Source organism: Chelatococcus sp. KU-N122 (assembly GCF_055391085.1).
The window spans coordinates 5,268,786-5,282,627 of record NZ_AP043981.1 but is presented as its reverse complement, the minus strand read 5'-3'; the positions used below and the strand labels follow the sequence as shown (position 1 = coordinate 5,282,627).

Annotated in this window: 10 protein-coding genes; 5 read left to right on the top strand and 5 right to left on the bottom strand. The window is 69.3% G+C overall.

Annotated elements, in window-relative coordinates; genetic code table 11:
* Positions 1 to 99: 99 nt before the first annotated feature.
* Entirely contained in the window at positions 100 to 2,208 is a 2,109-nt protein-coding gene (locus ACZ5PO_RS23855) for a S9 family peptidase (protein ID WP_464184366.1), read from the top strand.
* A gap of 43 nt (positions 2,209 to 2,251) precedes the next feature.
* Here the strand turns inward: ACZ5PO_RS23855 and ACZ5PO_RS23850 are convergent, their stop codons facing one another.
* Complete coding sequence (locus ACZ5PO_RS23850) at positions 2,252 to 3,280, bottom strand: hypothetical protein (protein ID WP_464184364.1); 1,029 nt, start codon at positions 3,278 to 3,280, stop codon at positions 2,252 to 2,254.
* Positions 3,281 to 3,490: 210 nt separating this feature from the next.
* Here ACZ5PO_RS23850 and ACZ5PO_RS23845 point away from each other — a divergent pair, with 210 nt between their 5' ends.
* Complete coding sequence (locus ACZ5PO_RS23845; protein ID WP_464184363.1) at positions 3,491 to 4,084, top strand: superoxide dismutase; 594 nt, start codon at positions 3,491 to 3,493, stop codon at positions 4,082 to 4,084.
* Between the two features lie 15 nt (positions 4,085 to 4,099).
* Here the strand turns inward: ACZ5PO_RS23845 and ACZ5PO_RS23840 are convergent, their stop codons facing one another.
* A complete protein-coding gene (locus ACZ5PO_RS23840) occupies positions 4,100 to 4,945 on the bottom strand; it encodes a ChbG/HpnK family deacetylase (RefSeq protein WP_464184361.1) in 846 nt (281 codons plus the stop codon).
* Positions 4,946 to 5,223: 278 nt separating this feature from the next.
* Here ACZ5PO_RS23840 and ACZ5PO_RS23835 point away from each other — a divergent pair, with 278 nt between their 5' ends.
* Positions 5,224 to 6,240: a glycosyltransferase family 2 protein gene (locus tag ACZ5PO_RS23835; RefSeq protein WP_464184359.1), complete on the top strand. Its 1,017-nt coding sequence runs from the start codon at positions 5,224 to 5,226 to the stop codon at positions 6,238 to 6,240.
* 97 nt (positions 6,241 to 6,337) lie between these two features.
* A complete protein-coding gene (gene murJ / locus ACZ5PO_RS23830) occupies positions 6,338 to 7,867 on the top strand; it encodes a murein biosynthesis integral membrane protein MurJ (protein WP_464184358.1) in 1,530 nt (509 codons plus the stop codon).
* 72 nt (positions 7,868 to 7,939) lie between these two features.
* Here the strand turns inward: murJ and ACZ5PO_RS23825 are convergent, their stop codons facing one another.
* From ACZ5PO_RS23825 to ACZ5PO_RS23815, 3 genes are all read right to left on the bottom strand, one after another.
* Positions 7,940 to 8,401 carry a nuclear transport factor 2 family protein gene (locus ACZ5PO_RS23825; RefSeq protein ID WP_464184355.1) on the bottom strand — a complete coding sequence of 154 codons (462 nt, stop codon included), beginning with the start codon at positions 8,399 to 8,401 and terminating at the stop codon, positions 7,940 to 7,942.
* A gap of 87 nt (positions 8,402 to 8,488) precedes the next feature.
* Positions 8,489 to 9,874 carry a M20/M25/M40 family metallo-hydrolase gene (locus tag ACZ5PO_RS23820; protein WP_464184354.1) on the bottom strand — a complete coding sequence of 462 codons (1,386 nt, stop codon included), beginning with the start codon at positions 9,872 to 9,874 and terminating at the stop codon, positions 8,489 to 8,491.
* A 43-nt stretch (positions 9,875 to 9,917) separates the two neighbouring features.
* Positions 9,918 to 11,441, bottom strand: a complete 1,524-nt coding sequence (locus tag ACZ5PO_RS23815; RefSeq protein WP_464184353.1) for a helicase HerA-like domain-containing protein — start codon at positions 11,439 to 11,441, stop codon at positions 9,918 to 9,920.
* Between the two features lie 395 nt (positions 11,442 to 11,836).
* Between ACZ5PO_RS23815 and ACZ5PO_RS23810 the strand changes: the two genes are divergently transcribed.
* The gene (locus ACZ5PO_RS23810; protein ID WP_464184351.1) at positions 11,837 to 13,777 is read left to right on the top strand and encodes a methylmalonyl-CoA mutase family protein; all 1,941 of its coding nucleotides are present in this window, start codon (positions 11,837 to 11,839) and stop codon (positions 13,775 to 13,777) included.
* Positions 13,778 to 13,842 lie beyond the last annotated feature (65 nt).

Sequence of the window (13,842 nt, the reverse complement as noted above, 5' to 3'; positions counted from 1 at the left end):
CCGCAGCCGCCGGCAGCCGGTCGCCTCCGCAGCATCCGGCTTGACCTGAGGCGCCGGCCGTTCGATTCCGCTCCGCCCCTCCTGCCATCAGGATACGCCATGACAGCGCCATCGCCCGAGCCGGCCGTCGCCATCCCGCCCAAGGCCTCGCCGCAGCCGACCACGCGTCTCGTGCACGGCGAACCGCTCGTTGACGATTTCGCCTGGCTGCGGGCGGACAACTGGGCCGAGGTGCTGAAGGATCCGGGCGCGCTGCCGGCCTCGATCCGCGTCCACCTGGAAGCCGAGAACGCCTATTGCGAGGCCATCATGGCGCCCGCCAAGGCGCTGCGTGCCAAACTCGTCAAGGAAATGCGCGGCCGGATGAAGGAGGACGAGTCCTCCGTGCCGGCGCCCGACGGCCCGTTTGCCTATTACGAGCGCTACGACGCCGGCGCCGAGCATCCGCTGGTCTGCCGCACCCCGCGCGACGGAGGGGCCGAGGAGATCCTGCTCGATGCCGAAGCCCTGTCCAAGGGCAAGGCATTCTTCGATCTGGGCGGGGTCGTCCATACCCATGATCATGCCCGCATCGCCTACAGCGTCGACGAGCGCGGGTCGGAGTACTACCGCATCCGGGTCCGCGACCTGCGTGACCGGGATCTGGCCGACGCCGTCGAGGACACGACCGGCGATATGATCTGGGCTGCGGCGGGCGATGCCTTCTACTACGTCATGAACGACGAGAACCATCGCCCGAGCCGTGTGTTCCGCCACCGCGTGGGCACGCCGCAGGCGGACGACGAGCTGATCTATGAGGAGGCGGATCCAGGCTGGTTCGTGAACATCGATTCGACCCAGTCGAGCCGTTTCCTGGTCATTGCCGCGGGCGATCACGAGACCTCGGAGTCGTGGCTCGTGGAGCTCGACGACCCGCAGGCCAGGCCGGTGCTGGTGGCGGCGCGTCAGCGTGAGCTGATGTACGACGTGGAGCACCACGGCGACCGCCTGATCATCTCGACCAACGCCGACGGCGCCGAGGACTTCAAGCTCGTCGAGGCCCCCGTGTCGGCCCCCGGGCGCGACAGCTGGCGCGATCTGGTGCCCCATCGCGCCGGCGTGATGATTCTCTCCCACATCGCCTTCGCCCGGCATCTGGTGCGCATGGAGCGGCAGGACGCCCGCCCTCGCATCATCGTGCGCACCTTCGCGACCGGTGACGAGCACGCCATCGCCTTCGACGAAGAGGCCTATGCGCTCGGCCTCGACGCCGGCTTCGAATTCGATACCGACGTGGTCCGCTTCATCTATGCGTCGCTGACGACGCCGGCCACCACCTACGCCTACGACATGGCCACGCGGACGCGGACGCTGCTGAAGCAGCAGGAGGTGCCGTCGGGGCACGACCCGGCCGCCTATGTGACGCGGCGCCTCATGGCTCCGGCCCCCGACGGGGCGCTGGTACCGATCTCCGTGCTCTATCGGCGTGGCACGGCGCTCGACGGCACCGCGCCGGCGCTGGTCTACGGCTACGGCGCCTACGGAAGCGCCATGTCGGCCTCATTCCGCACCAATCCGTTGTCGCTCGTCGACCGCGGCTTCATCTATGCCATCGCCCACATTCGCGGCGGCACCGAGAAGGGCTGGGCCTGGTACCGCGACGGCAAGCGGCACAAGAAGCCCAACACCTTCACAGACTTCATCGCGGTGTGCGAGCATCTGGCGGCCGAAGGCCTCACCGGCCGCGGGCGCATCGTGGCGCAAGGCGGCAGCGCCGGCGGCATGCTGATGGGAGCGATCGCCAACATGGCGCCGGGGCTCTTCGCCGGCATCGTCGCCGACGTGCCCTTCGTCGACGTGCTCAACACCATGCTCGACGGCGAACTGCCATTGACGCCTCCCGAGTGGCCCGAATGGGGCAATCCGGGCGAGAGCCGCGCCGACTTCGACTTCATCCGTTCCTATTCGCCCTACGATTGCGTCCGTCCCCAGGCCTATCCCCCGATCCTGGCGCTCGCTGGCCTCACCGATCCGCGGGTGACCTATTGGGAGCCGGCGAAATGGGTGGCCAAGCTGCGCGCCACCATGACCGGCGGCGGCCCGATTCTCCTCCACACCAACATGGATGCGGGTCATGGCGGCGCCGCCGGCCGTTTCGACAGTCTGAAGGAAACGGCGCTGATCTACGCCTTCGCCCTGCAGGCCGTGGCCGGCTTCAAGCCCGCGTGAGCGCCCGGCCGGCGGCAGGACGGCCCTTTGGCGGCCGTTGCGCTCAGTTCAGCTCGCCTCGCGATACGTGCTCCTTCAACGCGTCGAGCGAGGCGAAGCGCAGGACGCCGGTCGCGGTCTCCGCCTCGATCGAGCCGTCCGAGTACATCACGTAGAGCGTGCTGCCCGCCGTATAGGTGCCGACCACCGTCGGCGGCGGCGCCTCCTCGGCAGCCTCGGGCACGGGCGGCTCGGCCGGTTCCTCGATAGTCTCCGGGGCGGGCGGCTCGGGCCGCTCGGCACGAATCGGCGCCTCGGGCCTGACCTCGGCCGATTCGGCGGGCTCGGGCGGCACTGGCGCCGGCGCCCGCTCACGCGTGCGGCCGAACAGGGAGCCGAGGCGGCTCGTCCTGTCGGTGTCGTCCGGCTGAGCCGGCAGCGGCTCGACCGGCAGGGGTGGCATCTGCGGCCGTCGCGGGGGCTCCGGGGCGGCGATCGGGACGCTGCGCTCGGCCGGCGGCGCGGCAGGCGCCGGCGTCACATCGCGGCCGCGGCCGAACAGGGAGCCGATGCGGCTCGTCCTCTCCTTCTCGTCCGGTTGAGCCGGGCGGGGCTCGATCGGCAGGGGCGGCCGCGGCGGCGGCGCGGTGATCGCCGGAGCGGCGATCGTCGGGGCGGCGCGTTCGGCCGGCGCGACGAGCGCTGGCTCCGGCGCCTTTTCAGCCGGCAGCTTGGCCCCGCCGTCGGTCACGATGTCGGTGACAGGCGTGAGGGGCGGCACCGGGGGAGCCTTGGGGGCTCGCCCGGGCATCTCGGGAGGCGCCGGCCGGAACGTCGTCCGCGGCGCCGCGGACGGCGCCTCGAGCTCCGGCTGCAGATCCGGATGAGCAGCCTCAAGATAATCGGGAAGCCGGTGCAGCGCCCGCACAATCAGCGCGAGCGCGAAGATGATGAAGCCGGACGAGGCGAACATGCTGCCCGCGATGACCCAGGTCCAGCCGCGCTCCATCACGATCAGGGGGAGACCCCAATAGATCGAGTAAAACCCGCCGCCGACCAGAGCGAGGGCGAGGGCAAACAGAACGATCACCATAGCGGGGCCTCAGAGAGTTTTGAGGCGCGAATGCGCACGCAACATAGGTCCGAGACACTTTGATATATGCCAATGCGTCACGTGACCAGTTGTACCGAGCGCCTGCGCTCCAGCTACGGCTTGCCGCCATGGCGGGCGGGCCTTAACTAGCCAGGCATCCGCGTGTCGCGTCGGCGCCACCGGACCCCGCGGAACCGAAGGAAGGAAGCCATGACCTTCACGCTGCCCGACCTGCCCTACGCCTATGATGCCTTGCAGCCGTATATGTCGAAGGAGACGCTGGAGTACCACCACGACAAGCACCACAAGGCCTACGTGGATACCGGCAACAAGCTGCTCGCCGGTACCGATCTGGAGGGGAAGAGCGTCGAGGAGGTCGTCAAGGCCGCCTTCGGCAAGAATCAGCCGCTCTTCAACAACGCCGGCCAGCACTACAACCACATCCATTTCTGGCAATGGATGAAGCCGAACGGCGGCGGTGCCGTCCCGGGCGCCCTGGAGAAGAAGATCGTCGCCGATCTCGGCTCGGTCGATAAATTCAAGGAAGACTTCATTCAGGCCGGCGTCGGCCAGTTCGGTTCCGGCTGGGCCTGGCTCGCGGTCAAGAACGGCAAGCTCGAAATCATCAAGACGCCTAACGGCGAGAACCCGCTGGTCCACGGGGCCAAGCCGATCCTCGGCGTCGACGTCTGGGAGCACTCCTACTACATCGACTACCGCAATCGCCGTGCCGACTACCTGAAGGCCTTCGTCGACCACCTGGTCAACTGGGAGCACGTGGAGAAGCTGTTCAACGAGGCCTGAGCCAGGCGCCGCTGGTCAGCTCCAATCCCGCGCGAGGCGCATCCGAGCCGCCTCGCACGCATCGTCGAGGCCGCGAGAGGCCAGGAACGCGAGTTCGCGCGGCCGCGACTCGATCGCCGGGTCGAGGCCGCGCAGTTCGTCATCGGCATGACCGGGATGGCACATGACCAGGTGCCGCCGTCCCGGCGCAACGAGGAACGTCGCAAACTCCCGAGCGTAGTCGCCGCTCGGCCCAAAGCTGCTGTAGCCCGCAAAGCCGCTGTTGACGGCGAATCCGCATCGCTGCGCCGCGGCCGCAAAACCGCGGGCGAGCAGCCCAAGCAGGAGCGCCTTGCGCGCGCAATGGCGCCGGGCGAGAATCGCCGTCGGCGCGTCGCCGGGATCACGGATCCACAGACGGCCCGCAAGGCCGCGGCCAGCCAGGACGGCGAGCACCTGTTGGCGCACGCCGGGCAGCACATGCACGTGCTGATGCCCGTCCACATAGTCCGGCATGCGCCCCAGTCCGTCGGCGAAGGCATCCAGTTGCGCCGCGATCTCGGCCTGGAGCTCCGCCGCTGCGAGCTGGCCGGCATGGGCCCGTCGCACGATCTGGCCGAGCGGCAGGAACCGTCCCGCCGCAGCGAGGCTCGCCGCCCGCGTCAGCGGCTCGCCCAGCGTCAGGTTGAGGTGCAGGCCCACGGCGATCGGCCGGCCGAGGGCGTCGAGCTCCGGCGCCAGACGCCGCCATTGCGGACGATTGGTCATCGCGCTGGTCGCTCCGAGGCGTCCCGATCCGGCCAGGTCCAGGATGCCGCGGCTGACGCCTTCGGTCAGCGCGTAGTCGTCCGCGCAGAGGATGAACGGTTTGAGAGCAGGCATACTTCGTCCCGACGTCCCGCAGAACGGTGCGGGCGCGACCGCCGCGGCGGCAGGCCCCCTTATCTTGACATTTGCGGGCCGGCGGAACCATGGCGCGGATCCAAGGTCATATTCGAAGCGGCCTCTCTGCGATAAACTCCCACCCGACGGGTGAACTGCAAGCCGGCTTCCGTTGCGGCCGACAGCAGGCACCCAAGAGCGGACCCGACATGTCGGAATTTATTCCAGCGCTTCCCTCGAAATCGACCGCCCGTGGCGTGACCGCAAGCGGCGAGACCGTGCCCCGGCCAGACATCGAGCTCTCGGTCGTCGTTCCCGTTTACAACGAGCAGACCAACATCGGGCCGTTGGTGGCGCGCCTGCGGCCGGTACTCGATCGTCTGGCCGCGCGTTACGAGGTCATCTTCGTCAACGATGGCAGCCGCGACGAGACGGTGGCGCGCATCAAGGCGGAGCGCGCCGCCGATCCGCGCATCGGGCTGCTGTCCTTCAGCCGCAACTTCGGCAAGGAGATCGCCATCGCCGCCGGCCTGGAGAACGCCCGCGGCAGCGCCGTCGTGCTGATGGATGCAGACCTCCAGCATCCGCCCGAGCTGATTGCGGACTTCGTCGCCAAATGGCGAGAGGGCTACCAGATGGTCTACGCCGAGCGGACCGACCGCGCGGCAGATGCGCCCGCGCGCCGCTGGTTGGCGCGCGCCTTCTATCGCCTGTTCAGCGCGCTCGGCGAAGTGACGCTTCCGGTCGGCGCCGGAGACTTCCGCCTGGTCGACCGCGCCGCCGCCGATGCCCTGCGGACCATGGGCGAGCGCGCCCGCTTCTCCAAGGGCCTCTATGCGTGGGTCGGCTTCTCGTCCATCGGCGTGCCCTACGCCGTCGCCGAGCGGGAGAGCGGAACGTCGAAGTTCAACCTGAAGCGGCTCGTGCACTTCGCCCTCGACGGCATCACCTCGTTCTCGACGGCGCCACTGCGCATGTCGACCTATGTCGGCCTGCTGATCTCGACCGCGTCGATCGCGTCGGCCGCCTTCTTCCTGATCAGGACGATGCTGGTGGGCACCGATCTGCCCGGCTATCCATCGCTCATCGTGTCGATCATGTTCTTCTCGGGCATTCAGCTGCTATCCCTCGGCGTGATCGGCGAGTACATCGGACGCATCTTCGCCGAGGTGAAAGGCCGCCCCCTGTACATCCTGGCCGAATCACTGGTACCGCGGATCGAAACCGGTGCCGGCTCGGCCGACGCGCCGGCGCCTCCCCGCCCCGCCGACCGCCCCCTGTCCAGCAGCCGCTAGAGCGGGATGATTTTTCTTCGCATCATCCCCCTCTAACTCTTTGTTTGAGCATGATCTTGTCCAAAAGCCGGCGTCCACTTTTTGGGATCATGCTCTGATGTTCCGTAAGATCCTGTCGGTCGGCGGCTTCACGCTGCTCTCCCGGCTCACCGGCTTCGTGCGCGATGTCGTCATGGCCGCGGTGATGGGTGCCGGCCCGGTGGCCGACGCCTTCGTGGTCGCCTTCAAGCTGCCCAACCACTTCCGCGCCATCTTCGGCGAGGGCGCGCTCAACGTCGCCTTCGTCCCGGCCTATTCGCGCATCCACGAGACCAGGGGCAGCGAAGCCGCCCGCCTGTTCTCCGACCGGCTGTGGACGGCGATGGTGGCGGTGCAGGCCGTGCTCCTCGTGCTGGCCTGGATCTTCATGCCGCAGCTGGTCGAGCTGCTGGCACCCGGTTTCGCCAGCGAGCCGCAGAAGTTCGAGCTGGCCGTCACCCTCACCCGCATCACCTTCCCCTACCTGCTGTTCATCACCCTGGTCACGCTGATCTCGGGCGAGCTGAACGCCGTCGACCGCTTCGCGGCGGCAGCGGCGGCGCCGATCCTGCTCAACGTGGCCATGGTGGCGGCGCTCGCGGCGGCGTTCCTGTTTCCGACCGCCGGCCACGCGGTGGCCTGGGGCGTGACCATCTCCGGCGTCCTGCAGCTTGCGCTGGTGGTCGCCGACGCGCGACGGGCCGGCATCGGCCCGCGCTGGCGCCGGCTGGCGTGGGACGGGGACATGCGCCGCTTCTTCAAGGCGCTGGGTCCCGCGGTCGTCGGCTCGGCCGGCGTGCAGATCGCCATGTTCGCCGACACCATCATCGCCTCGCTGCTGCCGACCGGCGCGGTGTCGTCGATCTACTACGCCGACCGGCTCTACCAGCTGCCCGTGGGCGTGGTCGGCATCGCAGCCGGCACGGTGCTGCTGCCGGAGATGAGCCGCAAGCTGGCGCTCGACGACGTCGCCGGCGCCCATGGTGCCCAGAACCGCTCGATGGCGCTGACGCTGTTGCTCGCCGCGCCGTTCGCGGCCGCATTTCTGACCGTACCGACGCTGATCATGCAGGCCTTGTTCGGCCGGGGCGCCTTCACCGCCGCGGACGCAGCCGCCTCCGGCGCCGTGCTCGCCGCCTACGCCATCGGCCTGCCGGCGATCGTGCTGATCCGCTCGGCCGTGGCGAGTTTCTATGCCCGCCACGACACCACCACGCCGCTCATCGCCTCGCTCACCGCGGTCGCGGTCAATGTCGCGCTGAAGATCGTGCTGGCGCAGGACTGGGGCGCGCCCGGCCTCGCGACGGCGACCGCCATCGGCGCCTGGGTCAACATCCTGCTGCTGATCGCATTGGCCACGCGCCGCGACTGGATGAGCGCGAGCCCCGTCTTCCTCAAGACGGCCGCCTGCATCGTCGTTGCCGCGGCGGCTCTCGTCGCGACCACACTGCTGCTCGATCCGATCGCCGCACGCTGGGTGACGGCGCTCCCGGCCTCGCGGGCGGAGGCGCATCTGGCGTTGCTGGCACTGGCCGGGCTGGTGGTCTACGCCGGCCTGAGCGTCGCCGGATTGAAGCTTACCGGCGTCGGTTGGCGCGGCCTGCGCTGAGGCGCTCGCCGCCATCCCTCCCCTGCCGGCGCGCCTCCTGATCGGGTGAACCCACCCGATCAGAGAGAAGTCTTAGCGCGATTTGGGTACGCGATTGGCCTGGCTGACGGCCACCTTCCAGGCGCCGTTGAGCCGCACGTACACCGCGAGCCACTGAAAGTCCGCCGACTTGCCGCTCCTGCGATCCTTGATCGGGCTCACGCCGCTCAGCACCACCGTGTCCGGCCCATAGGCCTGGATCAGCATCTGGTCGTCGGGCGCGATCTCGATCGCGTCCTGGCCCGAGAGCAGCAGGTCGATACGCTCGCGCTTCAGGTCCGTGCGGCCGTTCTCGCGGATATGGCTGAAGCGGTCATCGTAGACCGCCTCCAGCGCAGCGCGATCCTTGCGGGCGATGGAGGTGCGGATCTTGTCGCGCAGCGCCATGATCTGCTGCGTGACCGGATCGTCCTGCACGTTCGTCGCCTGCGCCCAGGCCGCAACGGGCGCCCAGAGCAGCATCGCTCCGACCCACATGATCCGCCAACTTCGCATCGGCCCTGCCCCCAGCACCTCGATCGAACGAGCATTAGATCGATTCGCCGGCGCCGTGCAGGACCGGCGCGGCGGAATGAGCGCCTTCTAGGGGCGCTCCAACGCCGCCAGGATGCGCGCCCAGCTGCGCGTGCCCTTGTGGAAGCTCGTCAGATCGTACTTTTCGTTGGGCGAGTGGATACGGTCGTCGTCCAGGCCGAACCCCACCAGGAGCGTGTCGAGACCCAGCGTTCGCTTGAAATCGCCGACGATCGGGATCGAGCCGCCCGAGCCGATGGCGAGCGCCTCCCGTCCCCACTCCTCGGTGAGCGCCTGCTGCGCCCGCTTGAGGGCGGGCATGGTGTAGGGCAGCGACACCGCCGGCGAGGAGGAGAAGGCGCCGAACTCGGCCTCGCAGTCGGCCGGCAGGCGGTCGCGCACGAAGGTGCGGAAGGCGGCGCGGATACGGTCGGGATCCTGGTTGCCGACCAACCGGAACGACAGCTTGGCCGTCGCCTGCGCCGCGATCACCGTCTTGGCGCCGGGGCCGGTGTAGCCGCCGAAGATGCCGTTGACGTCGCAGGTCGGGCGCGACTGAATCTGCTCGATGACCATGCGGTCGCGCTCGCCGGCCGGCACCGACAGCCCGACGGGTCCGAGAAACGTCTCCGCCGTGAGGCCGAGCCCGCGCCATTGCTCCACCACGTCGGCCGGAGGCTCGGGGACGCCGTCGTAGAACCCCGGCAGCGTCACCCGGCCCTGCAGGTCGTGCAAGGCAGCGATGATGCGGGCCAGCACGTGGATCGGGTTCTGCGCCGCGCCGCCGAACAGCCCGGAGTGCAGATCCCGGTCGGCCGCCTTGATGGTGACCTCCTCGTAGACCAGGCCCCTGAGCGACACCGTGATCGCCGGGGTCCGCGGGTCCCACATGCTGGTGTCGCAGACCAGCGCCACGTCGGCCCCGAGCGCGTCGCGGCGGCTCTCGACGAAGTCCGGCATGTGGCGCGAGCCGACCTCCTCCTCGCCCTCGACCAGCAACGTCACGTCGACCGGCAGCGAACCGGTGACGGCCTTGTAGGCGCGGCACGCCTCGACGAAGGTCATCACCTGGCCTTTGTCGTCGCAGGCGCCGCGTGCGACGATCGCCTTGCGTCCGTCGGCCAGCGTCGTCACCCGGGGCTCGAAGGCCGGCGTCTCCCACAGCTCCACCGGATCCGCCGGCTGCACGTCGTAGTGGCCGTAGAACAGCACGCGCGGCTTGCCGGCGGCCCGGGCGCGGCCGAGCACGATCGGATGGCCCGGCGTCTCCTCCAGCCCGGCCTCGAAACCCAGGCCGGCGATGTCGCGGGAGAGCCATTCCGCTGCACGGCGGCAGTCCTCCGCATGGGCCGGATCCGCCGAGACCGACGGGATCCGCAGCCAGTCGAACAGCCGTTCGAGCGAGCCGTCGAGATCCGCGTCGATCCGGGCGAGGACGGCGTCGAGCTCAGACATGGAAACCTCGTTGACGGACTCTGGGGAATGGGGGCGCGCGGCGCTATTGCCGCGACATCGATCCGAGGACGCCGCGCAGGATCGACCGGCCGATCTGGGCGCCGATGGTGCGTGCCGCCGACGACGCCACGTTGCCGATGACGCGCTCGGACAGGGACTGCGCGCCGCGGCGCTTGCCCTTGCCCGATCCGCCGCCGAGGAGGTCGTCGACGACGGTGCCGAGGATGCCGCCGAGGCCGGATTGTGCGGGCGGCGCATCCTGGGGCACGTTGGCTTCGGACCGCTTCTGCAGGATCTCGAACGCGGACTCCCGGTCGATGACGTTGGCATACTTGTTCTTGAAGGGACACGCGTCGATGAGCGCCTGGCGCTCCTGTGCGGTAATCGGCCCGACCCGCGCCGCCGGCGGCGCGATCAGCGTGCGCTGGACGACAGAGGGCGTGCCCTTGTCCTCGAGCACCGACACCAGCGCTTCGCCGACGCCGAGCTCAGTGATCACCTGGGCGGCGTTGAAGGCAGGATTCTGGCGGAACGTATCGGCGGCGGCCCGCACCGCCTTCTGATCGCGCGGGGTGAAGGCGCGCAGCGCATGCTGCACCCGGTTGCCGAGCTGCGCCAGCACGGAATCCGGCACGTCGAGCGGGTTCTGCGTCACGAAATAGACGCCGACACCCTTGGAACGGATCAGCCGCACGACCCGCTCGACGGAATCGAGCAGCGCCTTGGGCGCGTCGTCGAAAAGCAGGTGGGCCTCGTCGAAGAAAAAGACGAGCTTGGGCTTCTCGGGATCGCCCACCTCCGGCAGCGCCTCGAACAGCGACGACAGCAGCCACAGCAGGAACGTCGCGTAGAGACGCGGACTGTTCATCAGCTTATCGGCGGCGAGGATGTTGACGACGCCCTTGCCGCTGGCGGGATCGACGTGCAGCAGGTCGGCGATCTCGAGGGCCGGCTCGCCGAAGAACTCATCCCCCTTCTGGTTCTCGAGCACGAGCAGCCGGCGCTGGATGGTGCCGATCGACAGCTTGGACACGTTGCCGTACTTGGCGGTGATGTCCTTGGCGTTGTCGGACACGTAGGTGAGGATGGCGCGCAGGTCCTTGAGATCGAGCAGCAGCAGGCCCTGCTCGTCGGCCACCCGGAAGGCGATGTTGAGCACGCCCTCCTGGGTGTCGTTGAGCTCGAGCAGGCGCGCCAGCAGCAGCGGCCCCATCTCCGAGATGGTGGCGCGCACGCGGTGCCCCTGCTCGCCGAACAGATCCCAGAAGACGACGGGAAAGCGCTCGGCCTTGTAGTCGAAGCCGAGCTCCTTGGCGCGATTGACGAAGGCCGGCTTGGCGTCGCCGAGCTGCGATATGCCCGACAGGTCGCCCTTGATGTCGGCTGCGAAGACGCTGACGCCAGCCGCCGAAAGCCCCTCCGCCAGCACCTGCAAGGTCACCGTCTTGCCGGTGCCGGTGGCGCCGGCGACCAGCCCATGGCGGTTGGCGAGCCGCAGCGTCAGCTCCTGGGGCTCCGGATCCTCACCCTTGCTCACGCCGATCAGAACGAAGGCGTCGTTCGCCATATGACTGATTCCCCGGTTCGAATCGCGAGGTGCACAACGGGCCGAAGCGCCGCTTCGCAGCAGGTCCGGCATCCGTCCGATGAGCCGAACCCGCTGCCGTCCTTATAAGCGATGGCGAGGAGCGCCACCAGACGAGCGGGCGTCCGCCGGCGCAGCGGCGCTGCGGCCGCCGCCACGACCGGCCAGCACAAGCGGAGCGTCAGACTGTCAAGCAAGCGTTTGAAGCATGTGGAGACCGTGGGATCTCCGCAGATCGGCAAGCAATCCTGCGTGCAGCACTTGCGACGACGCTTCGTTGCAGCGAAATTGACGGTCGCGCGGCACATGCTCTAAGAGCCGCGAAGGAGGGCTCGGCACCCCGCAGGCAGCCCCACCGGTGAAAGTCGCGCCGCGTCATGGACGATACCAGCCTCGCCCCCGCATTCCCTGCCTATTCGGACGCCGATTGGCACCAGCTGGTCGACAAGGTTCTGAAGGGTGGCGATTTCACCAAGAAGCTAGTGGCCCAGACCTACGAGGGCATCGCCGTCCAGCCTCTTTATCCGAAGGCCGGCGGCGATACGGCGCGGGCGATCCGCGGGGCAGAAGGCCCCTGGACGGTCGTCCAGCGCGTCGACCATCCCGAGCCGGCGGAAGCCAATCGCTTTGCCCTTGCCGACCTCGAGGGCGGAGCGAGCGGCCTGGCCCTGATCCTGGCCGGGGCGCCGGCGGCACATAGCGGCGGCGTGCGCATCGAGACGCTCGCCGACCTCGCCACCACGCTCGACGGCGTCATGCTCGACCTGGTGCGCCTCAGGGTCGAAACCGCGCCGTTCATGGGCCGCCACGTCGCCGCCCTGCTCGCGGCCCTCGTCGACACGCGCAAGCTGGCCCCCGACGCCGTGTCCATCGATTTCGGTCTCGATCCGGTGGGCGACATGGTGCGCACCGGGGTGAGCCCGCTGCCCGTGGACGGGCTGCACGACCGGCTGGGCGAGACGGTGCGGGATCTGATCGCCCGCGGCTTCAAGCGCTCGCTGGTGCGCGTCGATGCGCGCGCCGTGCACGAGGCCGGAGGCTCGCAGGTCCAGGAGCTGGCCTTCGCGCTGGCGACCGGCGTCCACTATCTGCGCGCGCTGGAGGCGCGCGGTCAGCCGCTCGAGGCCGCCCGCGATGCACTCTCCGTGCTGCTGGCCGCCGACGACGACCAGTTCATGACGATGGCCAAGTTCCGCGCCATGCGCCTGCTGTGGGCGCGCGTCGAGGAGGCGTGCGGGCTGGCGCCGCAGCCGCTCAGCCTCGCGGCCGAGACCTCCTGGCGGATGACGACGCGGCGCGACCCATGGGTCAACATGCTGCGCGTGACGGTCGCGGCCTTCGCCGCCGGCCTCGGCGGCGCGGATTCGGTCACCGTGCTGCCGCTCACCGCGGCGCTCGGCCTCGCCGATGGCTTCGCGCGCCGCATGGCCCGCAACACGCAGCTCATCCTGCTGGAGGAAGCCAATCTGTGGCGGGTGGCCGACCCGGCCGCGGGCGCCGGCGGCATCGAGACCCTCACGGATGAGCTCGCCCACCGCGCCTGGAGTGCGTTCCAGGCGATCGAGACGGCCGGCGGCATCGTTGCAGCGCTGAGCTCCGGACGGTTCCAGGCGGACGTCGCCGGCGTGCGCACCGCCCGGGACAAGGCGATCGCGCAGCGCAAGGTACAGATCACCGGCACCAGCGAATTCCCCAACATCCACGAGGCGCCGGTCGATGTGCTGACGCCGGCGCCGGCAAATGCCGCGTCGCACGCGGAACGCATCGCCCCCTCCAGCCCATTTCCCGATCTCATCGCCCAGGCCCGCGCGGGTGCGGCGATGCCGGAAGGGTTCGCCCGCGTCGCCACCCCGGTGTTCGCGGCGCTGGCCGGTCACCGCGACGGCGAGATGTTCGAGACGCTGCGCGACACCGCCGACGCCAAGCTCGCCGCCAGCGGCAGCCGCCCGAAGGTGTTCCTGGCCAATCTCGGCCCAATCGCCGCCTTCACCGCCCGCGCCACCTTTGCCAAGAACTTCTTCGAGGCGGGCGGCATCGAGGCCCTGTCCAACGACGGCTTCCCGTCGAACGAGGCGATGGCCGAGGCCTTCAAGGCATCCGGTGCCCGGATCGCCTGCCTGTGCTCGTCGGACGACGTCTACGCCACGTCCGCTGTCGCGGCGGCGGGGGCCTTGAAGGCGGCGGGGGCTGGCGAGATCTATCTGGCAGGGCGGCCGGGCGAGCTGGAGGCCGCGCTCAAGGACGCGAGCGTGACGCGCTTCGTCTACGTCGGCGCCGACCTGATCGCGACGCTGAGCGAGGCCATGGAGCACGCTTGAGATCAGCGGGCTTCCGCAGCCGCCCTTTTTGCCGTGACGCATTGAAGGCGGCCTGAGATCAGCGC

Excerpts from the sequence above, each read along its gene's own strand:
- ACZ5PO_RS23810 (WP_464184351.1), top strand. The coding sequence starts at position 11,837 with ATGGACGATACCAGCCTCGCCCCCGCATTCCCTGCCTATTCGGACGCC.
- ACZ5PO_RS23850 (WP_464184364.1), bottom strand. The coding sequence starts at position 3,280 with ATGGTGATCGTTCTGTTTGCCCTCGCCCTCGCTCTGGTCGGCGGCGGG.
- ACZ5PO_RS23820 (WP_464184354.1), bottom strand. The coding sequence starts at position 9,874 with ATGTCTGAGCTCGACGCCGTCCTCGCCCGGATCGACGCGGATCTCGAC.
- ACZ5PO_RS23825 (WP_464184355.1), bottom strand. The coding sequence starts at position 8,401 with ATGCGAAGTTGGCGGATCATGTGGGTCGGAGCGATGCTGCTCTGGGCG.
- ACZ5PO_RS23840 (WP_464184361.1), bottom strand. The coding sequence starts at position 4,945 with ATGCCTGCTCTCAAACCGTTCATCCTCTGCGCGGACGACTACGCGCTG.
- ACZ5PO_RS23855 (WP_464184366.1), top strand. The coding sequence starts at position 100 with ATGACAGCGCCATCGCCCGAGCCGGCCGTCGCCATCCCGCCCAAGGCC.
- murJ (WP_464184358.1), top strand. The coding sequence starts at position 6,338 with ATGTTCCGTAAGATCCTGTCGGTCGGCGGCTTCACGCTGCTCTCCCGG.
- ACZ5PO_RS23845 (WP_464184363.1), top strand. The coding sequence starts at position 3,491 with ATGACCTTCACGCTGCCCGACCTGCCCTACGCCTATGATGCCTTGCAG.
- ACZ5PO_RS23815 (WP_464184353.1), bottom strand. The coding sequence starts at position 11,441 with ATGGCGAACGACGCCTTCGTTCTGATCGGCGTGAGCAAGGGTGAGGAT.